The organism is Rhodococcus sp. 06-1474-1B (assembly GCF_002258885.1).
Taxonomy (GTDB): Bacteria; Actinomycetota; Actinomycetes; order Mycobacteriales; family Mycobacteriaceae; genus Rhodococcoides; species Rhodococcoides fascians.
Genome location: NZ_NOYR01000033.1, coordinates 156,434 through 182,890 on the forward strand (window position 1 = coordinate 156,434; position 26,457 = coordinate 182,890).

The 26,457-nt window shown below is 63.8% G+C and carries 24 protein-coding genes; 7 read left to right on the forward strand and 17 right to left on the reverse strand.

The window, feature by feature from the left end; all coding sequences use genetic code 11:
• Nucleotides 1–24: 24 nt before the first annotated feature.
• The 9 genes from CH266_RS21230 to pdhA form a co-directional block, all read right to left on the reverse strand.
• Entirely contained in the window at nt 25–1,269 is a 1,245-nt protein-coding gene (locus tag CH266_RS21230; protein ID WP_032368675.1) for an acyl-CoA dehydrogenase family protein, read from the reverse strand.
• 13 nt (nt 1,270–1,282) lie between these two features.
• A complete protein-coding gene (locus CH266_RS21235) occupies nt 1,283–2,710 on the reverse strand; it encodes an MFS transporter (protein WP_094716126.1) in 1,428 nt (475 codons plus the stop codon).
• Nucleotides 2,707–6,747, reverse strand: a complete 4,041-nt coding sequence (locus CH266_RS21240; protein WP_094716127.1) for a type I polyketide synthase — start codon at nt 6,745–6,747, stop codon at nt 2,707–2,709. Before CH266_RS21240 ends, CH266_RS21235 begins: the two co-directional genes overlap by 4 nt.
• 39 nt (nt 6,748–6,786) lie before the next feature.
• Nucleotides 6,787–7,713, reverse strand: a complete 927-nt coding sequence (locus tag CH266_RS21245; protein WP_027494642.1) for a zinc-binding dehydrogenase — start codon at nt 7,711–7,713, stop codon at nt 6,787–6,789.
• Between the two features lie 131 nt (nt 7,714–7,844).
• Nucleotides 7,845–8,723 carry a LysR family transcriptional regulator gene (locus CH266_RS21250; RefSeq protein WP_032367832.1) on the reverse strand — a complete coding sequence of 293 codons (879 nt, stop codon included), beginning with the start codon at nt 8,721–8,723 and terminating at the stop codon, nt 7,845–7,847.
• Between the two features lie 104 nt (nt 8,724–8,827).
• A complete protein-coding gene (lpdA, locus tag CH266_RS21255; protein WP_032388019.1) occupies nt 8,828–10,195 on the reverse strand; it encodes a dihydrolipoyl dehydrogenase in 1,368 nt (455 codons plus the stop codon).
• A complete protein-coding gene (locus CH266_RS21260; protein ID WP_094716128.1) occupies nt 10,192–11,442 on the reverse strand; it encodes a dihydrolipoamide acetyltransferase family protein in 1,251 nt (416 codons plus the stop codon). The genes lpdA and CH266_RS21260 overlap by 4 nt, the downstream gene beginning before the upstream one ends.
• Complete coding sequence (locus CH266_RS21265) at nt 11,439–12,443, reverse strand: alpha-ketoacid dehydrogenase subunit beta (RefSeq protein ID WP_094716129.1); 1,005 nt, start codon at nt 12,441–12,443, stop codon at nt 11,439–11,441. Before CH266_RS21265 ends, CH266_RS21260 begins: the two co-directional genes overlap by 4 nt.
• On the reverse strand, nt 12,440–13,555 hold the full coding sequence (gene pdhA / locus CH266_RS21270) for a pyruvate dehydrogenase (acetyl-transferring) E1 component subunit alpha (protein WP_027494637.1): 1,116 nt from the start codon (nt 13,553–13,555) through the stop codon (nt 12,440–12,442). Before pdhA ends, CH266_RS21265 begins: the two co-directional genes overlap by 4 nt.
• A gap of 158 nt (nt 13,556–13,713) precedes the next feature.
• Here pdhA and CH266_RS21275 point away from each other — a divergent pair, with 158 nt between their 5' ends.
• Complete coding sequence (locus tag CH266_RS21275) at nt 13,714–14,199, forward strand: Lrp/AsnC family transcriptional regulator (protein WP_032368670.1); 486 nt, start codon at nt 13,714–13,716, stop codon at nt 14,197–14,199.
• 28 nt (nt 14,200–14,227) lie between these two features.
• Here the strand turns inward: CH266_RS21275 and hppD are convergent, their stop codons facing one another.
• Nucleotides 14,228–15,433: a 4-hydroxyphenylpyruvate dioxygenase gene (hppD, locus tag CH266_RS21280; RefSeq protein ID WP_048316976.1), complete on the reverse strand. Its 1,206-nt coding sequence runs from the start codon at nt 15,431–15,433 to the stop codon at nt 14,228–14,230.
• A 162-nt stretch (nt 15,434–15,595) separates the two neighbouring features.
• Between hppD and CH266_RS21285 the strand changes: the two genes are divergently transcribed.
• Nucleotides 15,596–16,108, forward strand: a complete 513-nt coding sequence (locus CH266_RS21285) for an Lrp/AsnC family transcriptional regulator (RefSeq protein ID WP_032367826.1) — start codon at nt 15,596–15,598, stop codon at nt 16,106–16,108.
• 6 nt (nt 16,109–16,114) lie between these two features.
• Here the strand turns inward: CH266_RS21285 and fahA are convergent, their stop codons facing one another.
• From fahA to CH266_RS21305, 4 genes are all read right to left on the reverse strand, one after another.
• On the reverse strand, nt 16,115–17,281 hold the full coding sequence (gene fahA / locus CH266_RS21290) for a fumarylacetoacetase (RefSeq protein ID WP_094716130.1): 1,167 nt from the start codon (nt 17,279–17,281) through the stop codon (nt 16,115–16,117).
• 19 nt (nt 17,282–17,300) lie between these two features.
• The gene (locus CH266_RS21295) at nt 17,301–18,119 is read right to left on the reverse strand and encodes a hypothetical protein (protein ID WP_051364914.1); all 819 of its coding nucleotides are present in this window, start codon (nt 18,117–18,119) and stop codon (nt 17,301–17,303) included.
• Nucleotides 18,086–19,279: a homogentisate 1,2-dioxygenase gene (locus CH266_RS21300; RefSeq protein ID WP_027494631.1), complete on the reverse strand. Its 1,194-nt coding sequence runs from the start codon at nt 19,277–19,279 to the stop codon at nt 18,086–18,088. Before CH266_RS21300 ends, CH266_RS21295 begins: the two co-directional genes overlap by 34 nt.
• A gap of 71 nt (nt 19,280–19,350) precedes the next feature.
• Nucleotides 19,351–19,878, reverse strand: coding sequence for a MarR family winged helix-turn-helix transcriptional regulator (locus CH266_RS21305; protein ID WP_027494630.1), 528 nt, complete (start codon nt 19,876–19,878; stop codon nt 19,351–19,353).
• A gap of 93 nt (nt 19,879–19,971) precedes the next feature.
• On the opposite strand from CH266_RS21305, the gene CH266_RS21310 reads away from it, so the two are divergent.
• Complete coding sequence (locus CH266_RS21310) at nt 19,972–20,181, forward strand: hypothetical protein (RefSeq protein ID WP_032367822.1); 210 nt, start codon at nt 19,972–19,974, stop codon at nt 20,179–20,181.
• On the opposite strand, the gene CH266_RS21315 is transcribed toward CH266_RS21310, so the two are convergent.
• A complete protein-coding gene (locus CH266_RS21315; protein ID WP_094716131.1) occupies nt 20,153–20,554 on the reverse strand; it encodes a hypothetical protein in 402 nt (133 codons plus the stop codon). The two genes, CH266_RS21310 and CH266_RS21315, sit on opposite strands and share 29 nt — an antisense overlap.
• 83 nt (nt 20,555–20,637) lie before the next feature.
• Here CH266_RS21315 and CH266_RS21320 point away from each other — a divergent pair, with 83 nt between their 5' ends.
• From CH266_RS21320 to CH266_RS21335, 4 genes are all read left to right on the forward strand, one after another.
• Complete coding sequence (locus tag CH266_RS21320) at nt 20,638–21,519, forward strand: dioxygenase family protein (protein ID WP_094716132.1); 882 nt, start codon at nt 20,638–20,640, stop codon at nt 21,517–21,519.
• A gap of 202 nt (nt 21,520–21,721) precedes the next feature.
• A complete protein-coding gene (locus tag CH266_RS21325) occupies nt 21,722–23,143 on the forward strand; it encodes a lipase family protein (protein WP_441347066.1) in 1,422 nt (473 codons plus the stop codon).
• Nucleotides 23,144–23,194: 51 nt separating this feature from the next.
• Nucleotides 23,195–23,836, forward strand: a complete 642-nt coding sequence (locus tag CH266_RS21330) for a TetR/AcrR family transcriptional regulator (protein WP_032368661.1) — start codon at nt 23,195–23,197, stop codon at nt 23,834–23,836.
• A 31-nt stretch (nt 23,837–23,867) separates the two neighbouring features.
• The gene (locus CH266_RS21335) at nt 23,868–24,977 is read left to right on the forward strand and encodes a CaiB/BaiF CoA transferase family protein (protein WP_094716134.1); all 1,110 of its coding nucleotides are present in this window, start codon (nt 23,868–23,870) and stop codon (nt 24,975–24,977) included.
• Nucleotides 24,978–25,091: 114 nt separating this feature from the next.
• Here CH266_RS21335 and CH266_RS21340 read toward each other — a convergent pair whose 3' ends face one another.
• Nucleotides 25,092–25,820, reverse strand: a complete 729-nt coding sequence (locus CH266_RS21340; protein WP_255175985.1) for an SIMPL domain-containing protein — start codon at nt 25,818–25,820, stop codon at nt 25,092–25,094.
• 38 nt (nt 25,821–25,858) lie between these two features.
• Entirely contained in the window at nt 25,859–26,410 is a 552-nt protein-coding gene (locus tag CH266_RS21345; protein ID WP_032388009.1) for a YceI family protein, read from the reverse strand.
• Nucleotides 26,411–26,457 lie beyond the last annotated feature (47 nt).

The following is a 26,457-nucleotide window of genomic DNA, read 5'->3' on the forward strand; positions in this document are numbered from 1 at the left end:
TTCCCGTCTGCTCGGTCTCGGAAATCAAATGATGCCGACCATCGGCGCGTTCTCCTGCACCCGATCCCAGGCTGCGGAATTCCGGCCGCCCGCCCGGAGAACGTTGGCCAGGCGTTCACGCATGATGATGTTGGTCCCATCCGAGTGCAGCCAGATGGAGGCGTCGCGCAGAAGCTTCTCGATTCCGTTCTCGCGCATCACGCCCGCACCGCCCCACAACTCCATCGCCTTGCGTGCGGACTCGAAGACTCGCTCGGAGGCAACGAGCTTGGGCGTGATGGCGAGAATGGGGTCGAATGTCTCGGGCGATCGTGCCTGCCACGCCGCTCGCCAGATGTAGTTGCGGGTGAGGTCGACGTTGACGTACATGTCGGCGAGGTAAGACCCGACAGCTTGATGTTCGACAATGGGCTTGCCACCCTGCACTCGGTGTCGACACCAATCGAGTGTGCGGTCGAAACATTCACGGGCGATGCCGAGTGCACACGCAGCCGCGTACGAATTGCTGGCGCGCAGAAGCCGACCCACGCTCTGCAGGGCAAGGCCAGGCTCGCCAAGCGTCGCCCCGTCGGGAACGAACACACCCTCGTAGAAGATCTCGGAGTTGTTCGCGATTCTCTCCCCGCTCTTGTCGTGCACTTTCCCGATTCGCAGTCCCGGTGAGTCGGCGGGGACGACGAATGCTGTCACCGACTCCGTGATGGGCCCTTCGCGATCGGTTCGCGCGAAACACAGAATGGTGTCCGACCGGTTCGCATTGGAGATGTAGTGCTTGAACCCGTTGATGACATGCCCGCCGTCGACCTTCTGCGCGAAGGTCTGCATGCCCGCGCCCGGAGCTCGGTACGGCAGCAGATTGTCCGATGCAGCATTTGGTTCGGTGAACGACGCCGCGAACAATCCTCGGGGGTTGGCAGCGTTACGAGCCAGGTAGCGCGCGTGCTGGTCCGCTGTACCCAGTTCGTGCAACATCTGTCCGAACTTCCAGTGCTGCGCCAGCACGACGGCGCTGCCCAGGTCTGCCGCGGCAATCTCTTCGAGAATGACTGTATTGGTGACATAGTCAGTGGACGAGCCGCCGAACTCCGGTGGAAGGGGAGCCTGTCGAAGGCCACGGGCATCGGCTTCTTCGACGATTGCCCACGACCATGCGGCCTCCGGGTCGGGTTGTGCATCGAGTTCCGCCGCAACGGGTCTGATGACCTCGGTCGCGAAATCTCTTGCTACGTCACGCCAATGAATCATTTCGGGGGTGGGTGTGAAATCCATGATTTTCGACTTTCTATCCGATGTGGGTCGATGTGCGCTGGGGGGATGGCAGGGCACAGGACAGCAGCGCACCGATGAAGGCGAGCCCGGCTCCTGCCCACCACGCGGCTCGGAGACCGTCGAGGAGGTCGCCACCGGTGCCGCCCGATTGAAGAACGGTCGAACTGGCGGCGGCGATGCTCAGGATGGCTGCGAGTCCGATGGCCCCGCCGAGACGGTATGTGGTCGAGATCAATCCGGATACGGTGCCCGATTCGGCACTCGACGTGCCTTGTGCGCCGGCGATGAACGAGGTCGCCTGCGCGATGCCCCACCCCAGCGACCACAGAATGGACGGTCCGAGGAACGCTGACGCGAAACTGTCGTCGGATCCGATCCGAGTGCTCCAGAGCAGGCCCACGGCGGAGAGCATCAAACCCGCACCGAGCGATTGCCGTAGGCCCACCTTTGCGATCAGCATCTGAACGCGGGTGGACGCGGCGAACAGGATGATGCTGATGGGGAGGAACGCAAAGCCTGCAGCTACAGGGTCGAATCCGTGCTCACGCTGCAGGTAGATCGTGTAGGTGAAGTAGGTGACCTGTCCCAGCGCGCCGGTGATCGCAACGATGACGATCCCTATCGAGACCGAGCGGTTGCCAAAGATGCCGAGGTCGACCAGCGGGGCCTCGGCCCGGCGCTGCCACAGCGTGAACAGAGCCACGACCATAGCTCCCGATCCGAGGAAGACGAGCGTGGAGAACGTTGTCCATCCACTGTCCCCGGCGATCGCCAACCCGTAGGCGATTGTCGACAGTCCCACGGCCGCAAGCATTGCACCGATAACGTCGGGCCGACCGACAGTACGAGAACGGCCAGCGGGCAGGAGGGCGGAGCCCACCAGAACGGCGATGCCAACAGGCACATTGACCAAGAAGTTCCACCGCCACGATGCGGACGTGAGGAGTCCACCCGCCACCATCCCGACGCCTCCTGCGAGTCCGGACATGGCTCCCCACAGTCCGAGCACCCTGTTGCGCTGCGAACCTTCGAACTCTGCCACCAGGATCGCCATGGCAACCGGAGACATCGCCGCGGCACCGACGCCTTGAACACCGCGAGCTGCGATCAATTCGATGGGGGTGGAGGCCAATCCGCATGCGAGCGAGGCGAGGGTGAACAACAGCGTGCCGGCGATGAACACCCGCCTGCGGCCGATGTAGTCGCCCACACGTGCGCCAAGTAGGAGCAGTCCGCCGAAGGGTAGGGCGTACGCGTTGACGACCCAGGGGAGGGCGGATCCGGAGAGTCCCAGGGAGTCCTGCATGGACGGTAGGGCGACGTTGACGATCGTGGCGTCCATCGAGACCATGAACTGAGATCCGACGAGTATCAACGTGGCGAGCGCAGTTGCCTGCTTCGATTTACCGAAACGCCGTGGACGGTGGATCTGGTCGGTCATTGTCGGAGCTCGCGGGAATCTCGCAGCGCGGCAATGGTGTCGGCCGCATCGCGCAGAGACGCTGCCTGCAGCAATAATTTCGCCGGAATATCGACGGTGAGGTCGGATTGCAGCCGTGTCTTCACCTCGAGCGACATGATCGAGTCGAGTCCGATGTCGCGTGCGCGCGAATCGGCCGACAGCTTTGCCTTGGGCTTGCGCAGTGTGCTCGCCACTGTGGTCATCAACAGGTCCAGTACGTCCACATCCGTGGCAGTCTCCGCACTGTTCTGTTGGGCAGCAGACGTTTTCGCCGCCGGCACAGACGAAGCAGCGGGAGCTGCCGGGGGCCCAGGCGAGCGGGCAGGCTCGGCGGAACGAGGGGCGGCAAGCTGGGGTGCCGAGGGCGGCGAGGGGGCGGTGGCGGTACCTGCAGGGGTCGGCGCTGGGAGTCGCGTGTCGGCAGTGCCGACGGGGTTCACCTCGATACGCCCGGACAATCGAATGCGCAGTCCGGAGGTGGGCTCGACGATGTCGAGGTCGCCGGACAGCACGATCGACGACCCGGCGGAGGGAGCCGGTGCGATGGTCGCCTGCGGTGCGAGTGGGCCAGCGACCTCGGTGGCGACCTCGTTGGGACGCCACTGACTGTCGATCGGTGCGGATGTTCGGACGTTCACGCCGGTGAGTTCGGCCATCGTTTCATTCCTTTCGTCGAGTACGACGACGTCGGCTCGGGTGGTTCCGTCGACGCCGTTGTCGCGAAGGGTGATGTGACTGGTCATCGTGGTGGCCGATCCGAGGATGCGTATTCGATCGATGTGTTCGGCCACCATCCAGCCCGGTCGTTCGAGCAATGCGAGTAGCGGAGTCAGGCAAGCTTCGATCAACGCGGGGTGCAAAGGCGATCCGTCGTCCTCGAGAACATCAGGGCGAACGACGTTGGCAGACAAAGCACCACGTTCCCGGTGCACCGCCTGCACACCGCGTAGTCGAGGGCCCCAATCGAGGCCACCCGCCTGTGCTGCGGTGTAGAAGTCGGATCCGAGCACCGTCGATCCGTGCACGGGTGTCACCGTCACCGGAGCTGAGTCCACCGAGTCGTCGATGGTGCACTCGAAGTATCGAACTCCGCGGTCGTCGATCAGTTCGCATCGAACTTCGTTCTCGGACTGCATGTGTGCATCGATGAACAATGCAGAATCGGCGGTGAAGAGCGGCTCGAAGAAGTGCGCATCTAGGATCGTCACGTGATCCGTGCCCAGAATCGACACCGCCACTCGTCGAGCATGTTCGATCATGGTGGCACCGGAGATCATGGGCGATCCCAGTAGCACGTGTTCGTCCAGATACGGCGACTGTGCTGCATTTAGGATGATTGGGTGGGTCTGCTTCGGGGTGTCTGCCGTTGGTATCGAGTTCGTGTCGAACGCATCGTCGAGCCAGAAGCGTTCTCGTTGCCATGCGTAGCGGGGCATGGGCACGCATCGTCCGTTTTCGTACAGAGCGGCGAAGTCGATGTCGATGCCGGCCGCATACAGTGCGGCCACATTCTGCAGGATTTCGGCACGTTCCGGTTGGTTGCGGGTGGTAGTGGATACCGTCACGCTGTCGGTGGCCGAGTCGTTATCACGAATTGCGCTGCTCAGCAGCGGATGCGGTGAAATTTCGACAAAGACGGTGGGTCGGTCGGCGGCGATGTTGGAAATAGCCTCCTCGAATCGAACTCGGTTGCGCAGGTTCGAAGCCCAGTAGTCCGCATCAAGTTCAGCGCCGTCGATTCGTGCGGCCACGACCGTGGAGAAGAAGTCGATCTCGGTGGTGCGTGGCGAGAGATCGGCGAGATCGGCAGCAAGCGGCCGCGTCAGTGGGTCCATCTGCGGACTGTGGCTGGCCACGTCCACGGCAACACGTCGGACGAAGTAACCGGCGGCGTCGAGGTTCTTTTCGGCGTCGTCAATGTGCGTAGTTGGGCCCGAGATCACCGTCGAGGTCGAGCTGTTGACGACCGCGACCACGACGTCGGTGTTGTTGTCCGTGATCCACTGTTCCATGACGGTGGCCGGAGCACCGACCACGAGCATTGCTCCTTCACCGGACACCGTGCTCATCGCGGACGATCGAAGACACATGATACGTGCGCCGTCAGCGACGCTCAGAGCGCCCGAAATACATGCTGCCGCAACTTCTCCCATACTGTGGCCGACGACGATGCTTGGATCGACCCCGAAACGCTGCCAGGTTCGCGCAAGCGCCACCTGCATTGCCCACAGGCTCGGTTGCACGACGTCGATACGGTCCCACTGCTGCGTATCGTCGGTCAACGCGTCGATCAAGGACCACCCGGCGGCGTCGAAGATCGCTTGCTCGCATTCGAGTACGGCAGATCGGAACGCAGGCGAGGTCGCCAGGAGATCTCTCCCCATACCGAACCATTGAGATCCCTGCCCGGGGAAGACGAAGACAACTCGACGCGGAATGCGTGGGAGCCGTTCCGGTGGATCGTGCAGGATTGCGCGCAACGCCTCGCTGATCTCGCCGTGGGTCTCGCCCACTACCGCGGCGCGCGCAACGTGATGTGTGCGGCGCATGGCCGCCGTGTGGCAGATATCTGCCAGGGCGACATCGGCACCCGAGCCACCCGCACCGAAGTAGGCGAGGTGGAAGCGAATGGTGTCGCGCAGTGCTTCTTCGGTGCCGGCGGACAGGGTCAGCAAGTGGGCGTTGCCGGACTCGATGCGTGAAGCGTCGGTGCGAGGCGTCGGGTTCGGTGCCGGTGCTGGGGCGAGGACGACGTGGACGTTGGTGCCCGAGACGCCAAATGCGTTGACGCCGACGACCTCGTGGTCGCCGAGTGGCGTGGCTTCCGTTGGAATTCGTATCGACATTGCGTCCCAATCGATCTCGGGATTGGGCTGGACGAAATTGAGGTTGGCGGGGATGACTCGGTGCTTGCTCGCCAGCACCGCTTTGATCGTTCCCAGGATTCCAGCGGCTGCTTCGGCGTGTCCGATGTTCGTCTTGACGGATCCGACGTAGAGCGGGTTCGACTTCGACCTGTCGCGGCCCAGCACGTCGTGGAGGGCACCGAGTTCGACGGGGTCCCCGGCTTGGGTCCCAGTTCCGTGGGCCTCGACGAAGGCGACGGTGCGTGGGTCGATCCGGGCATCGGCGTAGGCACGTTCGAGCATCAGTCGTTGGCCCGAGCGAGCCGGCGCCATGAACAGGTCACTGCCCGATCCGTCGTTGCTGCTTCCACTGCCTGCGATCACGGCATGGATCGGGTCGCCGTCTGCGAGAGCGTCGGCAAGAGGCCGCAGAAGCAGGACACCGATCCCTTCGCTTCGCACAAATCCGTCAGCGTCGGCGTCACCGAACTTGCAGCGGTTGTCGGGGGAGAGCATGCCCGCGTCGGAGAACGCCCGGCTCTCCCATGGCCCGAGTATCAGGTGCACACCGGCCGCGATCGCGGCGGTACACTCGCCGTCCCTGAGGCTGCGACTGGCCAGGTGGACCGCGCTGAGCGACGAAGCGCATGCCGAATCTATGGACAGTGCAGGGCCATTGAGGTCGAAGACGTACGACACGCGACCTGCCATGGACGAACGTGCGCCGCCGCCCATAACGCCGTACACGTTGGGATCGGAGCGGTGTCGGCGCTCCCAGTAGTTCGAGGTGTCGGTACCGACGAATACCCCGGTATTGGTTCCCTGCCACTTCTGTCGTGGGTGGCCCGCGTCCTCGAACGCCTCCCACACACATTCGAGAAGAAGACGTTGCTGCGGGTCCATCGACTCGGCTTCCCGGGGTGAAATGGAAAAGAACTCAGCGTCGAAACCAGCAACATTGTCGACGAATCCACCGCGACGCATCCGCGGGTCGTCGGTCTCATCGACCCGAAACCTGTTGGCAGGAACGTCGCAGATCGCGTCGACGCCTTCCACCAGAAGGTTCCAGTACTCGTCCACTCCGTGAACTCCGGGTGCCCTGCACGCCATACCTACGATGGCTATGCCGCCCTCGACATTGCTGTCGCTATCTGTCGGTCGTTTCCGCATCGCGCACCGTTCCTGTTCGTCAGTACCGAGTGGTGCAGGTCAGTGGGAGATCGTGAGTACAGCTTTTCCGCCGGGCAATTCGCGTCGTTTCATCAGTTCGATGACATGAATGAGTTCCGACCAGTCGACGCAGTACCCGGGTGTCGGATCGAGGCGGCCGTCGGCGGCCAAGCCCACGAGCAATTCGAGGTCCTCGCGTTCGGGGTACGCGACTGCATACGACATGTAGTTGGTGATCGTTGCGCCCTCGTGACCCATGAACGAGAACACATCGAGCTCGGCCTTGCTACCAGAACTGTTGCCGATCATTACCAGCGTGCCACGGGGTGCCAGCACGGACAGTGCCGCTTCGAGTACTGCGCCGCCAACTGATTCGATAATCAGATCGAAGGGACCTGATGCATCCGACGGTGTAGTAGTGACCTCGGTTGCTCCGAGTTCGATCAGTTCGCTGGCTTCGTTCTCGCCGGCTGTCGTGGTCGCTGTGACCGACGCACCTGCGGCACTTGCCAATTGGATCTGAAATCGACCCACGCCGCCGTTGGCGCCGGTGATCAGGACCTTGCGTCCCAGGAGGTCGCCACCCATACGCACAGTGCGTAGCGCGGTCAGCCCCGCCATTGGTAGAGCGGCAGCGATGTTGGTGCCCAACGTATCCGGGAGGACTGCCATTCGGTCGGTGCGCACGGCTGCGAGTTCGGACCATCCGGCTCCGTCGACCATTCCGACAATGGGTGTGCCTGCTTTGGGTCCGCTCCCGTCTGCGGCCGCATCGATCACGACGCCACTGATGTCCTGGCCGGGTCGCCAGCCGTGGCCCCTCGCGGCCATGAGGGAGAGTTCCCCGCGGTTGACAGAGAACGAATGGATCTGCACGAGAGCCTCATCGGCGGCCGGCTTCGGATCTTCGGCTTCGAGGCGTTGGATGGGAGTATCAGAGTCAGGGGTGTTGATCGTCGTGTACATCGGCGTATCCGATCTCGTCGTGTGGTCACACCGCGAGGGTGTGAATCTGTACGACGACGAGTCAACGCCGATCCGTCGGTGTGAACCAGAATCAATTCGTGCACTCAGCGTTCACGAAAAACAATCGGAGGTCAGATGCGGGCGCACGCTTCGGCCAGGGCGTCGACGAGTGTGGTCCGTTCTCGTACCGCCAACCACATCTGCACGGCCATGCCAGGATCGGTCACGGGCCGGAAGGTGACGCGTTCGGTCGACAGCGCTTGTGCTGAGCCCTCGTACATCGCTGTCCACGATGGTGGTCCCGAGCCGAGTTCGAGCACTGTCGCTTGTAGATCTCGGAATGGAATTCCCGTGGCCGGCTCGAACCCGGCGTCCGCACAAGCACGGAGCACGGTGGCGGCGAAGGCGGGGTTCTGCTCGGACGGAATCAGACGCAGCGGAAGGTCCGCCAGATCAGATAGCGTGAGATCGGGTTTGGAAGCCAGTGGGTGGCGCGTGGGAATCGCAACGACGATCCGGTCGAACCACGCCGGAGTCATCTCCAGATCGTGATCGTTCCTGGGCAGGCGAACAAGTGCGGCGTCGAGTGCTCCCGAACGAACAGCGTCGAGTTGCTCCCACACCTGCCCGATTTCCAGTGTGACGAGCAGATCGGGAAACTGAGTTCCAAGGTGGTCCAGCACCAGATCGACGCGAGTGCCCGAGCCTCCAGCTATCCCCAGTCGCAGGTGTGGTGGCCCGTCCGGCTCATCGGAGCGAGATTGCACAGTCGCCGCGGCGTGTGCCACCGCGTCGAGCACTGCATGAGCCTCCGGGACCAGCCTGCACCCGGCGGGGGTGAGTGTCACCTGACGTTTGGACCGGTCGAACAACGGCTGACCCAGCTCGTGTTCGAGTCTTCGAATCTGTTGACTGACCACGGCCTGGACCACGTGCAATCGTTCCGCCGAACGGGCGAAATGCAGTTCCTCGGCGACCACTAGAAAGTATCTGAGCTGCTTGATCTCCATGTCGAAACCGCCCCCTGCTCGGACCCCGCGTTCATAGAACCTACCGATCAGTATCCATTGTGTCCTGCTCGTCCGCCGGATGGAAAGACATCGACCACCAATGCTCAGCTATGCGCGTGCAACGGCCTACCCGAGAGCGCCATCATTGCCTCACCGAATGCTTCGTTCTGAGTGGGGTGGGCGTGCACGAAGCTACCGACCTCCGATGGCAGTGCTTCCCATGCCACCGCGAGTTGCGCCTCGCCGATCAGCTCGCCCACGCGGTCACCGACGAGGTGAACCCCGACGACGGGGCCGTCCTCACGTGCGCGAATAACCTTGACTCCGCCCGCGGTGGCGAGGATGCGGCTCTTGCCGTTGCCGCCGAGGTCGTAGACTACCGAGGTCACGGTGCCGTACTTCTGCTCCGCGGCCTTCTCGGTGAGTCCGACCGATGCGACCTCCGGATGCGAATAGGTCACGCGCGGAACGAGATCACCGTCGATGCGTGCCGGTGCGAGGCCGGCGATGTGCTCGGCGACGAACATGCCGTGCTGAAAACCGCGATGAGCCAACTGATACCCCGCCACGATGTCGCCGACGGCATAGACGCCGTCCGCGGTGGTGAGCAGATCGTCGTCGACAGTGACGAAGCCCCGTTCGGTGACAATGCCCTGCTCGGCCAGACCAAGGCCATCGGTACGGGGTCCACGACCGACGGACACGAGCACAAGATCTGCGGCGAGGGTGTCTCCGGAGGACAGTGCCACTGCGACGTCGTCGGAAGATTCGGTCACGGTCTCGACCTTGGTGCCGGTACGAATGTCGATGCCGCGTTTGCGCAATGCCTTGGTCAGCTGCTTCGAGGACCATTCGTCCTCACCCGGAACGATGCGATCGAGGGCCTCGACGACGGTGACCTTGGCACCGAAAGAGGCCCAGATACTGGCGAATTCGATACCGATGACACCGCCGCCGAGCACGACGACAGACTCGGGGATACGGTCGAGCGACAGTGCGCTGTCACTGGTGAGCACACGTGGGCCCAGTTCCATACCGGGGATGGTGCGCGAATACGACCCGGTGGCGAGAACCAGTGAAGCCCCGGTGATGCGTCGCCCATCGACTTCGACGGTGCGAGGACCGACCACCTGACCACGGCCCGAGACGATCTCGATTCCCGGACGTTTCAACAAGCCTTGCAGTCCGGAGTACAAGCCTGCGACCACACTGCGCTGATAGCCCAGTGCCGCAGGCATATCCACGCCAGCAAACGAAGCGGTGACGCCGACATGCGCCGAACCGCGCACCGCGTCGGCGACCTCGGCGGTGTGCAGCAGCGCCTTGGTGGGGATGCATCCGCGATGCAGGCAGGTCCCGCCAAGCTTGTCCTCCTCGACCAATGCGACCGTCAGGCCGAGTTGCTCGGCGCGCAGGGCGCAGGAGTACCCACCCGATCCACCGCCGAGGATGAGGACGTCCACGTCGCTCATCGGACGGATCCCAGTGCCACGACGGGGTTCTCGACGAAATCGGCCACGGTGCGCAGGAATCCGCCCGCCACTCCGCCGTCGCACACGCGGTGATCGAACGCCAATGACAGCTGCGCAACCTTGCGGACGGCCAATTGGCCGTCGACCACCCACGGGCGGTCGATGATGCGTCCGATGCCCAGGATCGCGGCTTCGGGATGGTTGATGATCGCGGCCGAGCCGTCGACCCCGAAAACTCCGTAGTTATTCAGCGTGAATGTTCCACCGCTCAGCCGGGCTGCGGGCAGGGAGCCGGTTCGCGCCAGCTCGGTCAGCTCGGCCAGTCGCTCGGACAGTTCCTTCAGATCGGCCTTGTCGGCCTGCGGCACAACAGGAACCATGAGTCCACGATCGGTCTGCGCGGCAATGCCGAGTCCGACGTTCTCGTACCGCAGGATCTCGCCCGCGGCGGTGTCGACGGTGCTGTTGAGCTCGGGGAACTTGGCCAGCGCGATCATGGTGAGTTTGGCGAGAACTGCCAGCAGTGTCACCTTCACTCCGTCGATGGAGGCGTCGAGGTCGCGTCGTGCCTGCAGCAGAGCCGTCGCGTCGACGTCGACCCAGACGGTCGCCTCGGGAATCTCCGCACGACTGCGAGAGAGTTTGTCGGCGATGGTCTTACGAATCCCGGTGATGGGAATTCGCGTGACGCCCTCGGCACTGGGAGTGCTCGAGGACAGTGCCCGTTCCACGTCCGCTCGGGTGATGACTCCATGACTGCCGGCGACATCGATAGACGCCAGATCCAGCCCACCCTGCAGTGCCATGCTCCGAACAATGGGGGAGAGCACCTTCGGTGCATGTGAGTGGAAATTCGTAGCCTGGGTCGCCTTTCCACTCACGTGCGAAGCTCTTTTTCGCCGTCCGGTCGGGCCGTGTCCGGTGCCGTAGCCGATCAGCACATTGCCCGAACCGGCGCGTTCTTCCTCGCGGTATCGCTCGTGGGCTGCAGGCGTATCGGCGACGGCACCGCCGGTGATACTGATGAGCGGCGCGCCGACGGCGAGTGAGGTGCCCTCGGCCGCATGCAGTTCGCCGACAACGCCCTCGAAGGGGCAGGGCACCTCGACGGACGCTTTTGCCGTCTCTACTTCGACGACGACCTGATCGATGGTGACGGTATCGCCGGGCTTGACCTTCCACTCCACGATCTCGGCCTCGGTCAGTCCTTCACCGAGGTCGGGGAGCAGGAATACCTGCATGCTCATACCGTGACCGCCTTGCTGAGGTCGGGCGCGTCGTTCCACTGCAGTCGGTCGATGGCATCGAGCACACGGTCGGCGGAGGGCAGGTGGAAGTGCTCGAGTTTCGGAGCCGGATAGGGAATGTCGAGCCCGGTCACCCGTAGTACCGGCGCGTGCAGGTGGTGGAAGCAGCGCTCGGAGACGCGCGAGGCGATCTCCGCGGCGACGCCGGAAAACCCCTGCGCTTCCTGAATCACGATGCAGCGTCCGGTCTTCCGTACCGAGGCTGCGACGGTTTCGTCGTCGAACGGATTGATCGACCGCAGATCGATCACCTCGACGCTCCGGCCGTCCTCGGCCGCGAACTCTGCTGCCTGCATGGCGACCGACACGGTGGGGCCGTACGCGAGAAGAGTGACGTCGGTACCGGCACGACGCACGACGGCGGTACCGATCGGCTCGGTCTTGGCCAGCTCGATGTCGTCCTTGGAGAAGTACAGCCGCTTCGGTTCGAGGAAGATCACCGGATCGGGATCTGCGATGGCGTCACGCATCAGCGAGTACGCGTCGGCCACGGTGGACGGCGAGACGACTTTCAGGCCCGGGGTGTGGGCGTAGTAGGCCTCGGACGAGTCGCAGTGATGTTCGACGCCGCCGATACCTCCCGCGAACGGGATGCGGATGACCATCGGCGCGGTGAGTGATCCGCGAGTTCTGTTGCGCAGCTTGGCAACATGGGACACGATCTGCTCGAAAGCCGGGTAGGCAAAGGCGTCGAACTGCATCTCGACGACGGGCTTGTAGCCCGACATCGCCATGCCGATCGCGAATCCGACGATGCCGGACTCCGCGAGCGGGGTGTCGAAGCAACGATCGTCACCGAAGTCTCGGGTCAGTCCGTCGGTGACGCGAAAGACGCCGCCGAGCGTGCCGACATCCTCGCCGAAGACAACGACCTTCTCGTCCTCGGTCAACGCGTGGCGCAGGGCGGCGTTGAGGGCTCCGGCCATGGTCATCGTGGTCATGACAGTTCTCCTGCTGCGATCTCGGCGGCGACCTGATTTCGCTGTTCGATCAGGCCGGGGGTGGGGGAGGAGTAGACGAACCGGAACAGATCCTCGGGGTCGACGTCCTGCTCGACGTTCATGCCCGCGCGAAGTGCCGCGGCATCGGCGTCGGCGGATACCGTCATCTGTTCGCGCAGCTCGTCGGTGAGCAGACCCTGGGCTTCGAGGTAGGAATCGAGGCGCGAGAGCGGATCTCGGGCCAACCACCCTTGCACCTCGTCTGCCTTGCGGTAGCGAGTGGCGTCGTCGGCGTTCGTGTGTGCGTCCATGCGGTAGGTGTGCGCCTCGACGACCACCGGTCCCTTGCCTGCTCGGACGTACTTCACGGCCTCGTCCATCACGGCCATCATCGCGATCGGGTCGTTGCCGTCGACCTGCTCGCTGCCGATGCCGTAGCCGACGCCCTTGTGCGACAACGACGGAGCTGCAGTCTGACGCGCGAGTGGAACGCTGATGGCGAATCCGTTGTTCTGCACCAGGAAAATCACCGGTGCGCGGAACACCGCGGCAAAGTTGAGGGCCTCGTGGAAGTCGCCTTCACTGGTCGCGCCGTCACCGCAGAACGCGAGGGCGATGGTGTCTCGTCCCTGCTTGGCCTCGGCGTAGGCGAAACCGGTCGCGTGCAGCAATTGTGTTGCCAGAGGTGTGCATTGGGGAGCGACCTTGTAGGCGGTGGGGTCGTATCCGCAGTGCCAGTAGCCGGCGAGCATGCCGAGCAACTCCACCTGGTCGACGCCTCGCGCCGCGAGAGCCATCGAGTCACGGTACGTCGGGAACATCCAGTCCTGCTCACCCAGGCACAGGGCTGCGGCGATCTGGCAGGCCTCCTGGCCGCGGGAGGACGGGTAGACCGCAAGCCGGCCCTGCTTGGTCAATGCCGTTGCCTGCTGGTCGAATCGGCGGCCGTGCACCATCGAGCGGTACATCTCGAGCAGGCGCTCGTTCGACGGATGTGCGTAGCGGGCGGCGCTGTCCACGCCCGTCCCATCGGGTGCGAGGTACTGCACGGGACGGTCGGCAGGCATGAACTGTTGGTAGGACGTTGCCGGAACCTTCTCGACGGTCGTCATGGGGCATTCTCCTGAGATCGGCTTGTACGGTGATTCTGGCCGAATTGGTGAGGAAGAAGTCCTATGGTCGTAGGATTGCAGACATATGGCCGATATTACGCGCGCGCACTGACTATCTGTCGGATCGGCGTAGCGAACCATCAGGTAGGAGCGGACGAATGGACGACGTCTCGAGACGTGTGGAACTGGACGACACGGATCGTCGCATCCTCGCCGAGCTGACTGCCGACGGGCGGGTCTCGATGCGGGTGCTGGCCGATCGTTTGAATCTCTCTCGGGCACATACCTATACACGGGTGGACAGGCTCAAGGATGCGGGTGTCATCGAACGGTTCACCGTGCAGGTGGATCACGGGGCGTCCGGGCTAGGGACCTCGGCGTTCATCGCGTTGTCCATCCGTCAGGATTCGTGGCGCAGTGTGTCCGAGGGGTTGCGGTCGATGGAATTCGTCGACCATTTCAGTTTGCTCGGAGGGGATTTCGACGTGCTGGTACTCATCAGGACTCCCGACAACGAGAGCCTGCGGCAAGTGGTGCTGGAGGGGCTGCAGTCGCTCGACGGCGTCCGGGCGACGCGCACGTGGTTGATCTTCGACGAGGACCGAGGTGGTCTGGGACGAACTGCGCCGCCCACCGAACGCTGACAGTGGGCGGCGTCGTTCGGGGTACGGGTCAGAAGTTGCCGCGAGCGTCCTGCTCACGTTCGATGGCCTCGAACAGTGCCTTGAAGTTGCCGATGCCGAAGCCGAGCGAGCCGTGGCGTTCGATCATCTCGAAGAACACCGTCGGGCGATCGACCAGCGGCTTGGTGAAGATCTGCAGTAGGTACCCGTCCTCGTCTCGGTCGACGAGAATTCCGCGCTTCTGCAACTCTTCGATCGGCACTCGGACCTTACCGATACGGGCTCGCAGTGCGGGATCCTCGTAGTACGAATCAGGAGTGGCGAGAAATTCGACGCCGGCGGCGCGGAGCGCATCGACCGAAGACAGGATGTCGTTGGTCGCCAGCGCCAGATGCTGTGCGCCCGGGCCGCGGTAGAAATCCAGGTACTCGTCGATCTGTGAGCGCTTCTTCGCGATGGCCGGCTCGTTCAGCGGGAACTTCACTCGGTGGTTGCCGTTGGAGACGACCTTGCTCATCAAGGCCGAGTAATCGGTGGCGATGTCGGCCCCGACGAACTCGGCCATGTTCGTGAAGCCCATGACGCGGTGGTAGAAGTCGACCCACTCGTCCATCTTGCCGAGCTCGACATTGCCGACCACGTGATCGAGAGCCTGGAAGATGCGCTTGGGAGCGCCTTCCGGTCGCTGCAACGTCGACGTCCGCGGTACATAACCGGGGAGGTAGGTGCCGGTATAGCGGGAGCGGTCGACCAACGTGTGTCGGGTGTCGCCGTAGGTCGCGATGGCCGCGGTGCGGACCGTGCCGTGCTCGTCGGACATGTCGGTCGGTTCTTGTAGTACGCGCGCGCCCTGGGCTCGCGCATGTTCGATGCACCGGTCCACGTCCGGCACGGCCAGCGCGATGTCGACGACGCCGTCGCCGTGGCGCGTGTGGTGTGCCACCAGTTCGCTGTCGGGGTCGACGGCTCCCTTGATGACGAAGCGCACTGCGCCGGACTTGAGTACGTAGGCGTGGTGGTCGCGTTGGCCGGTCGTCGGGCCCGAGTAGGCAACGAGCTCCATGCCGAACGCGGACTGGAAGAAGTGTGCGGTCTGCGTCGCATTGCCGACCACCCACACGATGGCGTCCCAGCCACTGACGGGAAAGGGATCTCGCTTGTCGTCGTACTCCACGAGTCCGACTAGCTGCCGCAGCTGATCGGCGTCGAGATCGGCGAGCTTCTCGTCGTCGTTGAGGATGTTGTCGAGGCTCATGAAAGCTCCTGGTTGGTCCGAGTGAGGCACACTGTTCCGCCCAGCCCAACATCGCGGTGCAGGGGAGTCAATCGACGCCTGAATAGCTGTCCGTGCTGTGCAGATAGGGCAGGTTGCTCCGCACTTTGCTATACGATTCGTATAGCAAAGTGGAGGTGCGTCATGGAATCGACGTTGGACGAATTGGACCGGGCGATGCTCGCTGCGCTGCATGACAATTCGCGGATCGGCGTGCTCGAGCTGTCGCGAACGCTCGGTGTTGCACGTGCGACTGTGTCGGCCCGCCTGCAGCGATTGGAGGACAGCGGTGTCATCACCGGCTATCAGCCTCGAATCGGTTTGGCAGCAGCCGGTTACGGCGTGCAGGCGTTCGTCACATTGGAGATTGCCCAGGGTGCGCTCGGCGACGTCGTCGCCGTCCTGGAGCAGATACCCGGAGTGTTGGAGGCATTCGCGACAACCGGCGTCGGCGATGTGTTGTGCCGGGTTGCCGCGGCGTCTCATGATGATCTGCAGCGAACGTTGATCGCGCTCAATCAATCTCGCACGATCGCGCGGTCGACCAGTGTTGTCGTACTCTCGGAATTGGTCGAGTTCCGGGCACTGCCACTGCTCAACAGCGCCGAGTCCGATCGAACCCCCAGAGCCCCCGCATACCGACGGACGCGCGAGTGATAGGCCTCAGGCCGGAACGATCCGGCCACGTGCGTCGCCGAACCCGATGCGCGCACCGTTCGGCCCCGGAGCGCTGGCGGCGATAACGACCTCGTCGCCGTCTTCGAGGAAGGTCCGGGTCTCCGCGCCGAGTGACACCGGTTCCTTTCCGCCCCAGGTGAGTTCGATGAATGCGCCGCGTTGATTCTTCTCGGGTCCCGAGATGGTGCCCGACGCGAACAGATCACCGGTTCGGGATGTCGCGCCGTTGCTGGTCTCGTGAGCCAGCATCTGGGCCGGCGACCAATACATCGAACTGTACGGCGGACGGGATACGACGTGGCCGTTCCACGTGACGGACAGATCGATATCGAGTGCCCAAGAACGAGATTCGCGGAGGTGTTCGAGTGGCGCGGGGTCCTGAGTCGGCGTCGACACCCGAGCCTGTTCCAACGCGAGCAAGGGGACCACCCACGGTGAGATGGACGTCGCGAAACTCTTGCCGAGGTTCGGGCCCAGCGGCACGTACTCCCAGGCCTGGATGTCGCGAGCAGACCAGTCGTTGACGATGACGGCACCGAACACGTGCTCGGAGAACTGATCCGGCGAGATGGGGCCATCCGCCGGAACGCCGACGACGAAGCCCATCTCGGCTTCGATGTCCAGTCGCCGACTCGGACCGAAGGTGGGCGATGGCTCGTCGGGTGCCTTGCGCTGACCGCAAGGCCGGGTGATGTCGGTGCCGGAGACGACAACCGTGCCTGCCCGGCCGTGATACGCCACGGGCAGGTGCTTCCAATTCGGTAGCAGCGGTTCGGCATCGGGCCGGAAGAGTCGGCCGAGATTGGACGCGTGGTGCTCGGACGCGTAGAAGTCCACGTAGTCCGCAACTTCGAACGGCAGGTGCATCGTGACATCGGAAACCGAGACGATCGCTTCAGCGGGGGTCGTGTCACTGACGATCATGGCGGTGACGGACTCGCGAACCTCGACCCACCGATTGCGGCCGCGCGCCATGAAAGCATTGAGGCTGGGCGAGGCGAAATCCGAATCGTTCAGAGCGACAAACAGATCGATCACAGTGTCGCCGTAGCGGACTCCGACCCGAGCGTCCGAACCAGGAGTACTGAAAATGCCGTAAGGAAGGTTGTCGATTCCGAACTCGGAGTCGGCGGGGATGTCGATGTCCGTCATGAACGGCGCGCTCCTTGGTTCACTGAGGTGGGACGAGTCCGAGGCGGACGAGGTCGTCCAGGGGTTCGCGGATGCTGCAGGTGCCGAACGATGCGAAGGCGCGTTGACCCTCGATCCCGGCGACGAGACCGGCGAGGACGTCAGCGTCCCGGATCGCCAGGATCTTCTCGAGCTCGCCGACGCGTGCGCCGCTGTGTGCGGCCTGCGCCGCGAGGATCACGTTGAGGAAACCGTGTTGCTCGAAACCGTTGTGGGGATCGGTGTTACGGGCGGCGTGGTGCAGACCCGCGGTGGCTTTGAAGTGGACCTCGCGCTGTGCCGCCTTGTAGATGGACCCGGCAAGCTCTCGCTCGTCCGGGTACTCGTCGGCCGTGACGCCGCCGGTCCTGAATTTGGCGCGATACCCGAACTCGTCGACTGCGTCGAAGATGTCGTCTCGTCGGGAGTCTCGGGGGATTTCGACATAGATGTCGATGTCCTGAGTGATGTTGCGCAAGGCGTCGATGTTCGTGCCGTCGGGTACGGCCACTTCGACGGCAACGACCGTCACGCCGGCGGTCCGGTCGGCGGCGCGTAGGCCTGCCTCCACGCTGCCCGGACCGGCAGGTGCGGTCAACGCGACCTCCATCCGGGCGCCCAGGACGAGTTCGTGCACCCGGTCCATCGGAACGACCAACGGGCCGACGAGGTCTGCGAAAGAACTCGCCCGGTACTCGAGATGTTGTGCTGCAGCAACATCGAGTGGTGCATTGCCGGGAGGGAAGGCAGCGGCGTCGTCGCACAGGCGGTGGAAGAACTTCGGGATCATCGGTTCGGCCCCCGGCCTGCCCACGTCCACGCATACCCGGTGTCCTCGCACGCGAGCGCTCCTTCACCGAGTTCGAGGGGGCGGAAAGTATCGACCATGACGGCCAGTTCGTCGAAGAACTCGGCGCCGATACTGCGTTCGTATGCACCGGGTTGCGGACCGTGAGCATGACCGCCCGGATGCACCGAGATCGATCCCTGGCCGATTCCGGAACCCTTGCGGGCCTCGTAGTCGCCGCCGACGTAGAACATGATCTCGTCGGAGTCGACGTTGGAGTGGTAGTACGGCACCGGAATTGCGAGCGGGTGGTAGTCGACCTTGCGCGGAACGAAATTACAGATCACGAAGTTGACCCCCTCGAATGCCTGATGCGCAGGCGGCGGTTGATGCACACGGCCGGTGATCGGTTCGTAGTCGGAGATGTTGAACGTGTACGGATACAGGCAGCCGTCCCACCCCACCACGTCGAACGGGTGTTGCGGGTAGACGTAGCGGGTTCCGACGATGCCCGTCGAACCACGGTGCTTGACAAGTACTTCGATGTCTTCGCCGTCGGCGAGTAGAGGCTCGGTGGGGCCGTGCAGATCGCGTTCGCAGTAGGGAGCGTTCTCGAGCAACTGGCCGTACTTCGACAGGAACCGCTTCGGTGGAGCGATGTGACTGTTGGCCTCGATGGCGTAGGCGCGCAGGGGGCCGTCGGGAATCCAACGGTGCGTCGTCGCACGCGGAATGAGCACGTAGTCACCCTGCTGCGCCTGGAGAGTACCGAACACCGTTTCGACGGTGGCAGAACCGGATTCGACGTAGACCATCTCGTCACCGATCGAATTGCGATACAGCGGTGAAGTTTTCGATGCGACGATGTAGGACAGTCTGACGTCGGCGTTGCCCAGAACGAGGCGTCGTCCGGTGACCACGTCGGTGTCCGCCACCGTGGATTCGGGAAACAGCTCGTGCAACTTCAGGTGCCGCGGCACGAGCGGATGGTTGGGCGTCGTCGATTGATCGGGCAGGTCCCACACCGTGGCATCGACGATGGCCGACGGTATGTGGCGGTGGTACAGCAGAGACGAGTCCGAGGAGAAGCCCTCTTCGCCCATCAGCTCCTCGTAATAGAGGTTGCCGTCGGGAGTTCGGTGCTGGGTGTGCCGCTTCGGCGGAACCGATCCGAGCTGCCGGTAGTAGGCCACGTGCTCTCTCCTGAGTTCTGTCACCGCTTGTAGTAAAGACATTAACTACTTTCACGTGATCTACGCAACCTTCAGTTGCGCCCCCGTACGTCGAACTGGCTGCGGTTGGTGATCAGTTTGGTCAACAGCATCACCAGGATTCGCTGTTCGGGTTCGGTGAGCGCGCTGGCCCATGCGTTCTCCCGTTCGTTCTGTTCGGCGAACGCCGCGACCATCTCGTCGTGCCCCAGCGCGGTCAGGGCGAGGCGCACCGAACGTCCGTCCTTCTCGTCGGGCGTGCTGGCGAGCAGGCCGCCGGAGATGAGTGTCTTGGACAGGTTCGACACGGCGGCGCGGCTCATGCCGGTCAATTCGGCTGCTCGTCGCGGCTCGATCGGGCCGGCGAGCCACGTGACGAACATCAGCCGAAACGACGACCACGACCAGCCTCGCGGGCGATGAACCGTCGACTCGAGGTCGTACGTGACAATGTTCGACGCTCGGTTCAGTGTCAGCAGAACCTCGGTGGCCAGCTGATGCTCGAACCCGTACTCCCGGGCCAGTGTGGTGTTGGCGGTGTCGATGAACGACCAGAAATCGGGCTCGGGTGCGTCGGTCACGGATTCACTGTAGCCACGAACACATCTGATCAACACCTTTACTACTCACGCAGCGAGATTCGTGTCCCACCGAGGAGGGGCCATGATGGACCCATGAGCTCGAAGAACCTGTTCGGTGGCCCCCGCACCCTGCTGATCGTGGCAGCAGTGGTCATCGTGATCGCACTCGTCGCTGCTGCCGCGACCCTGATCGTCCGCGCCGTGCTCGGACCGCCTGAGGGGGAGAACAAGTTCGAGATCCAGGGTTACTCTCTCGTACAGGTCGATCCCCAGGTCAGCGACCTCGCGCTCGCCACACGCTAGCCGACTCTGCACCGACCTGCGGGTCGTGCGTCTGCTGAAAATTTCGCCCGCCGCGCGCGAATGTGCGTAGCGTCGCGGCGGGTACCTCGTGTTCGGGAACAGGCTTGCTGATCCACTCGCAGTCACGGACGAAGATCAGGTTCGACGCCACCGCGTCGGCGCTGCGATCCTCCCGCAGTGGGCCGGAAATTCGGCCGAGGAAGTACTCGCCGTGCTCGGTTCGCGTCCAGACGAAAGATCCGTCCGCGACCTGCTCGAAACGCTCGACCCGGCGTAGCGAGCGTTCGTCGTTCGCCGACATACCGCAGAGTCCGTAGGTGAGGGCACGCTCGACGCCATTCGGCATCGGGGCGCGGTAGACGGCGTCCGGCATACAGCCGAGAGTATCGATGCTGGCTGGAATGCCCAATGGATGCTAAGTTGAAGTTTCAACTTAGGTACTTCGAAGGATTCGCCATGACTTCTGTGATGAACCCGCCCGTCGCGGGTGCCGCATTCGATGCGTTTCTCGCCGACGCAGCACCCGCGAGCCGGTCGCAGCAGATGTGGACCCCACACGATGGGCCGATGCCCGCGCTGTACATCAGTCACGGTGCGCCTCCGGTGTTCGACGACGCGCTCTGGATGAACGAGCTCTTCACCTGGTCGCAGTCGATGCCCAAGCCGAAGGCGATTCTGATCGTCAGCGCGCACTGGGAAGAGGCCCCGTTGAGCCTGTCCGCGACGGCTGCGGCGACACCACTCGTTTACGACTTCGGTGGATTTGCGCAGCGTTACTACTCGATGGAATACCGGACTCCCGACGCTCAGTCACTGGCCGCACGGGTGGCCGCGGCCATTCCGGCGTCGGAGAACCTGCATCAGCACACCGCGCGCGGACTCGATCACGGTGCCTGGGTCCCGCTCAAGGTCATGTATCCCTACGCCGATGTCCCGGTTCTGCAACTGAGCCTGCCGACGCACGCCCCCGACCGGCTGATGGCGATAGGCGCTGCGCTGAAGGAACTTCGGGCCGAGGGTGTGTTGGTCATCGGTTCCGGGTTCATGACCCACGGACTGCCGTTCCTGTCCCGGGAGAATTTCGCAACCAACACCGTGCCGACGTGGTCCGAGGACTTCGACCTCTGGGCCGCCGACGCCTTGTCTCGCGGTGACATCGGGACTCTCGCCGACTTCCGCAGTGCCGCACCGGGAATGCCGTACGCGCACCCCACCGTCGAACATTTCACGCCGTTGTTCGTCACCCTCGGTGCCGCCGAGAATCCGGAAGCTCCGGTGACGACGGCCATCACCGGTTTCCAGTTCGGTTTGGCGAAGCGGTCTTTCGCCGTCGCGTGACGAACGGGAACTGCCCCGTGCAATTGGGCACGATTCAGTTCTGAATCTATTTCGGCTCGGGGATTGTTATCCACGCCACTTCGCTCTACAGTTCTCAGCACCATCTCGGACATCGGTGTCCAAGATTGTCGGATGCGCTGTACGAAATGTCGCCGGGCGCGCGTCCTGTGGACCCCGTTGTCCGGCGCGAAGGAGTACAGCCGTGTCTTCTGCCCGACCTTGGACGCTGCGGGTAGCGATCGGTGTGGCGACCGTAGCCGCCGCCGTTGCCGCTGCGACCAGCCCCGCTTCCGCTGCACCCGATTCAAGCGGTCCGGCCGGTGTGGAGGTTCAGCCGCCTCTGCCGCCGCTCACGTGGCCGAAGATTCCCGAGTTCGACACCGACTTCTACCTTCCTCCCGCCGACGTGGTGGCAGCGGCCGCGCCGGGCCAGATCATCGCCGTACGGCCCGTCGAGCTGGCTACTCTCAACGTCATTCCCACGCAGGTCGACGCGTGGCAGTTGTCGTTCCGGTCCAACAACGGGCGCGACGAGCCGATCGCCGCCGTGACCACGGTCATCAAGCCGCGGGGCGTGCCTGCGGCACCGCGTCCGTTGATCTCCATCCAGGTAGCCGAGGATTCTCTCGCGGCCTACTGCGCTCCGTCGTACGCGATGCGAGCGGGTGCCATCCCCTGGCCGGTGACCGGCGCGGTGACGTCGGGCGCTCAATTCCTCGAAGTGCAGGCAGCGTTGGCGCAAGGATGGGCGGTGTCGGTACCCGATCATCAGGGCCCGAACAATTCGTTCGCCGCCGGGCCGGTCGCCGGTCGGATCACACTCGACGGCATCCGAGCTGCCGAGAATTTCGCGCCGATGCAGTTGGCTGGGGAGGCCACCAAGGTGGGGATGAGCGGCTACTCCGGTGGCGCGATCGCCACCGGGCACGCAGCAGAACTGGCCGAAAACTACGCCCCTGAGCTCGATATCGTCGGAGTCACCGAGGGCGGCACCCCGGCCGAACTCGGGGCATTGGTCGACAACGCGAACAACGCCCTGGGATCGGGCATCGTGGCCGCCGGCGTCATCGGTGCCAGCCGCGAGAGTCCCGAGCTGGCCGCCTTCATCGACGAACACGTCGACCCGTTCGGTAGAACGTTGTTCGCGGCCAAGGACAACCTCTGTGTCGGCTACTCGTCGGCGCTGCTGCCGTTCGTCAACCTGAAAGGCTTGCTGCACACCGACGGCGACCCGATCCAGCAACCGGTGGTGAAGAAGGCCCTGTCTGCGATGCAGCTCGGCCGCACCACTCCGAACATGCCGCTCTACGTCTACCATTCCAACCCGGACTGGCTGGTGCCGATCGGGCCGGTCAACGCGATGGTCGAGTCGTACTGCAGTCGACCGGGTGCCGACGTCACCTACACCCGCGATCATTTCAGTGAGCACATCAGTTTGGAGCTGATCGCTTTTCCGAGTGCGGTGTTGTGGATGCGCGATCGATTTGCCGGTGTTCCGGTGGAACCGGGTTGCCGGACGAACGATGTCGGCTCGATGGCGCTCGACACGCGTGCGCACCCGACGTTCGTCGCGGCCGTCGGCGAGATAATCGCCGGATTGTTCGGAAAGCCGATCGGGTCGTGATGGAACCCATCAGCGGGGCTGCGAACGGTGCGTCGCCTGTAGACTCCCTCGGTGACTGTCGCCGATGATCAGGGCCGCATCTACGCCGGACGATCCTCCGCTGTTCGGAAAGCCGATCGTCGAGCTCGGTTCTTGCACGCGGCTATCGAGGTCATCGGGGGACGCGGATACGCCGCCACCTCGGTGGCGGACATCTGCGCCGCGGCCGGCCTCGCGCGCAGTCAGTTCTACAGTGAGTTCGCCAACCGTGAGGCGCTGCTCGTGGACGTCTACGACCTGATCCAAGACGACGCGCTGGCCGCCGTCGTCGCCGCACTCGACGAGCAGGTCGACCGCGACCGTCGCTCTCTGGTCGTCGCAGCGATGACGGCCCTGGTCGGATCGATCGGAGGTGACCCACGTCGGGCGCGCATCTCCTATCTGGAGATGCTGGGTGTCAGCGATGCCGTCGAACAGCATCGGACGCGCCGTCGTGCGCAGTGGGTGGAGTTCTTCGAGAACACCCTGCGCTCGGAAGTCGGTTCCGATTTCGTTCCCCCGGGTGGATACCGCTTGGCCGCAACGGCATTCCTCGGTGCGCTCACTGAGATCGTCTCCGACTGGTCCCGCACTGCTCCGCCTCGTCCACCTATCGAGCAGATCGTGGACACGATGGTTGCCGTCCTGGCAGCGTTCGTTCCGGACCTGAACTGAACTGCAGCCGGCCGCGCAATACAGTGGACCGATGACAGACGCCACCGGTCCGCTCACCGGCCTCGTGGTCGCGGACTTCTCTCGTGTGCTCGCCGGACCGTACGCGACGATGATGCTCGGTGACATGGGCGCGGACGTGATCAAGATCGAGCGACCGGGTACCGGTGACGACACCCGATTGTGGGGCCCGCCCTACGATTCTGCCGGTACTGCAACGTATTTCAACTCGGTCAATCGAAACAAGACGTCTCGGTTCATCGACCTGCAGTCCGAGAGCGGTGTGGCCGAGGCTCGTGAGATCGTCGCGGGCGCAGATGTTGTGATCGAGAACTTCCGCGCCGGAACGATGGACCGGCTCGGTCTCGGCTATTCGGCTGTCGCGCAGACGAACCCTGGCCTGATCTACTGCTCGATCACCGGCTTCGGAACCGGCGGCGGCGCTGCTCTCCCTGGATACGATCTGGTGGTCCAGGCCGTCGGCGGGCTGATGAGCGTCACCGGACCCGACGCATCCACACCGACGAAAGTGGGCGTGGCGATGGTCGATATCGTCACCGGTCTGCACGCGATGAGCGGAATCCTTGCCGCACTGCATCATCGATCGAACACCGGTGCGGGTCAGCAGGTGCACACCTCGCTGATGGCGTCGGTACTGTCCGCGCTCAGCAATCAGTCGGCGGCCTACCTCGGGGCGGGCACCGTGCCGGTTCCGATGGGCAACAAGCATCCGTCGTTGGTGCCGTACGAGGTGTTCGAGACCGCCGATCGACCGCTCGCGTTGGCCGTGGGCAACGATCGGCAGTTCCAGGCGTTGGTCGACGTGCTGGGTACCCCGGATCTGGCTGCGGATCAACGCTTCTCGTCCAATTCTGCTCGCGTCGAACATCGAGATCAGTTGGTCGACATCTTGAACTCGGCGTTGCAGACGCGTACTGCGGACGAGTGGTATCGAGAGCTGATGGCCCGCCACGTTCCCGCTGGGCCGGTCAATTCCATCGAGGAGGCCTTCGCGTTCGCGGAATCACTCGGGCTCGAACCACGCATCGAGGTTCCCGGGGCAGCGGCCGAGGGCGTCCGAAATCCGGTGGATTTCTCGGCGACCCCGGTGAACTACCGGCTGCCGCCCCCGCCGGCCGGCTGAGCCCGCGCGTGGTGGTCCTGCAACGTGTGCTCCACTCCCGGGCTCGAGTCGGCGAATCCCCGGTATGCAACCTCCTCAGTGGAGCAATAGTTGCAGCGGCAGTAACTCATTGCGCTAGTTCAGCGCCCACTTCACCGACACGGACACGCTGACGGTCTGCCGTCCCGGTTCGATGGGCACTGCCGTGTCGAACGAAGCGGAGTCGCGAAAGCTCGTCGGCTGCTCCTGACCGGTGATCGACTCGGTGATCGACAGAACGTCACCGAGTTCGCCGCCTGCGAGCGACGCATACTGCTCGGCGCGATCGCGGGCGTCGGCGAACGCCCTGGACCGGGCATCGGTGATCAGCTCGGAATCGTCGTCGATCTTGAACGAGACCCCGGAGATTCGGGTCGCGTTGCCACCGGCGGAGGTGGCGTCGCCCAGGACTGCAGACGCCTTCGACAGGTCGCGCACCGTGACCTGCAACGTGTTGGTGGCCTGATATCCGGAGATGGCCGAGGTGCCGCCCGGCAGTGCTCCGGAGTACTGCGGATCGATCGACACCTGCTGCGTCTGAATGTCCTCGCGCGCGACGCCGGCAGCAATCACTGCGTCGGTCACCTCGGTAACTGCAGCATTGGCCTGTTCGATGGCGGCAGTGACGTCCTCGGCTGTGGCCTGAACGCCGATCTGAGTCGTCAACGTGTCCGGTGCACCCTGGACTTCGCCCACTCCGTTGACGTTCACTCCGGGAGGTCCGTCCGGGGACGTGGTCGCCGGACTGCTGCAGCCTGCGGTCAGGGCTGCGGCCAACACCAGGGCCGATGCGCACGATCCGATCGTCCATCGATTTCGGTTCACCGCCGTAGTGTCCACCATTGCAGGTGAATTGGGAAGGCTCAGGGCTTGCGATACTCGGCGTCGAACGTGACGGTCACGTCGTCTGCCACCTTCATGGCTCCGAACATCTGCGAATACGGCGTGATCTTGTAATCCGTTTGACGCACGGTAGTTTCGGAACCGATCTGCCATCTGTCGCCGGAGTCGGTGACGTCCACGTCCACGGTGATCTCCTTCGAGACACCGTGTATCTCGGCGGTGCCCGCCAAGCGAAATCCGGAGGCAACGGCAGTGATCTCCTCCGAACGAAATCGAATTGTCGGGTACCGATTGGCGTCGAAGGTCTTGAGTGCGTTGGCTTTTGCGACGATCTTCTCCGGCCCGATCAGCGGTGTCAGTCCGCCCTCGCCGTGGATCACCTCGAGTGAGCCGACCTCGGCGGTCAGTGACACCGCGGTGGGGGCGTCCCCGGACCACTCGACCGTCGCGGTCCAGGAGGTCACCGCAATCGTGAGTCGATGCCCCATCTTCGATGCCCTCCCGGTGACATCCGTCCGAACAGCCAGCTGCCCGCCGTCCGATGCGTCGAAAGCCCAGGTCTCGGTGGTCATCTTCGCGACTGTAGACGCGCGGCGGCCCGGCAGCTCACCGAAGCCGA

What these genes read in the sequence shown, in the direction of transcription:
- lpdA (WP_032388019.1), bottom strand. Translation starts at nt 10,195, where the DNA reads ATGAGCGACGTGGACGTCCTCATCCTCGGCGGTGGATCGGGTGGGTAC.
- CH266_RS21315 (WP_094716131.1), bottom strand. Translation starts at nt 20,554, where the DNA reads ATGCCGGACGCCGTCTACCGCGCCCCGATGCCGAATGGCGTCGAGCGT.
- hppD (WP_048316976.1), bottom strand. Translation starts at nt 15,433, where the DNA reads ATGAGCCTCGACAACATCCTCAACGACGACGAGAAGCTCGCCGATCTC.
- CH266_RS21345 (WP_032388009.1), bottom strand. Translation starts at nt 26,410, where the DNA reads ATGACCACCGAGACCTGGGCTTTCGACGCATCGGACGGCGGGCAGCTG.
- fahA (WP_094716130.1), bottom strand. Translation starts at nt 17,281, where the DNA reads ATGACGGACATCGACATCCCCGCCGACTCCGAGTTCGGAATCGACAAC.
- CH266_RS21250 (WP_032367832.1), bottom strand. Translation starts at nt 8,723, where the DNA reads ATGGAGATCAAGCAGCTCAGATACTTTCTAGTGGTCGCCGAGGAACTG.
- CH266_RS21310 (WP_032367822.1), top strand. Translation starts at nt 19,972, where the DNA reads ATGAGCTCGAAGAACCTGTTCGGTGGCCCCCGCACCCTGCTGATCGTG.
- CH266_RS21240 (WP_094716127.1), bottom strand. Translation starts at nt 6,747, where the DNA reads ATGCGGAAACGACCGACAGATAGCGACAGCAATGTCGAGGGCGGCATA.
- CH266_RS21265 (WP_094716129.1), bottom strand. Translation starts at nt 12,443, where the DNA reads ATGACCACGATGACCATGGCCGGAGCCCTCAACGCCGCCCTGCGCCAC.
- pdhA (WP_027494637.1), bottom strand. Translation starts at nt 13,555, where the DNA reads ATGACGACCGTCGAGAAGGTTCCGGCAACGTCCTACCAACAGTTCATG.
- CH266_RS21285 (WP_032367826.1), top strand. Translation starts at nt 15,596, where the DNA reads ATGGAATCGACGTTGGACGAATTGGACCGGGCGATGCTCGCTGCGCTG.
- CH266_RS21320 (WP_094716132.1), top strand. Translation starts at nt 20,638, where the DNA reads ATGACTTCTGTGATGAACCCGCCCGTCGCGGGTGCCGCATTCGATGCG.
- CH266_RS21235 (WP_094716126.1), bottom strand. Translation starts at nt 2,710, where the DNA reads ATGACCGACCAGATCCACCGTCCACGGCGTTTCGGTAAATCGAAGCAG.
- CH266_RS21260 (WP_094716128.1), bottom strand. Translation starts at nt 11,442, where the DNA reads ATGAGCATGCAGGTATTCCTGCTCCCCGACCTCGGTGAAGGACTGACC.
- CH266_RS21335 (WP_094716134.1), top strand. Translation starts at nt 23,868, where the DNA reads ATGACAGACGCCACCGGTCCGCTCACCGGCCTCGTGGTCGCGGACTTC.
- CH266_RS21275 (WP_032368670.1), top strand. Translation starts at nt 13,714, where the DNA reads ATGGACGACGTCTCGAGACGTGTGGAACTGGACGACACGGATCGTCGC.
- CH266_RS21245 (WP_027494642.1), bottom strand. Translation starts at nt 7,713, where the DNA reads ATGTACACGACGATCAACACCCCTGACTCTGATACTCCCATCCAACGC.
- CH266_RS21230 (WP_032368675.1), bottom strand. Translation starts at nt 1,269, where the DNA reads ATGGATTTCACACCCACCCCCGAAATGATTCATTGGCGTGACGTAGCA.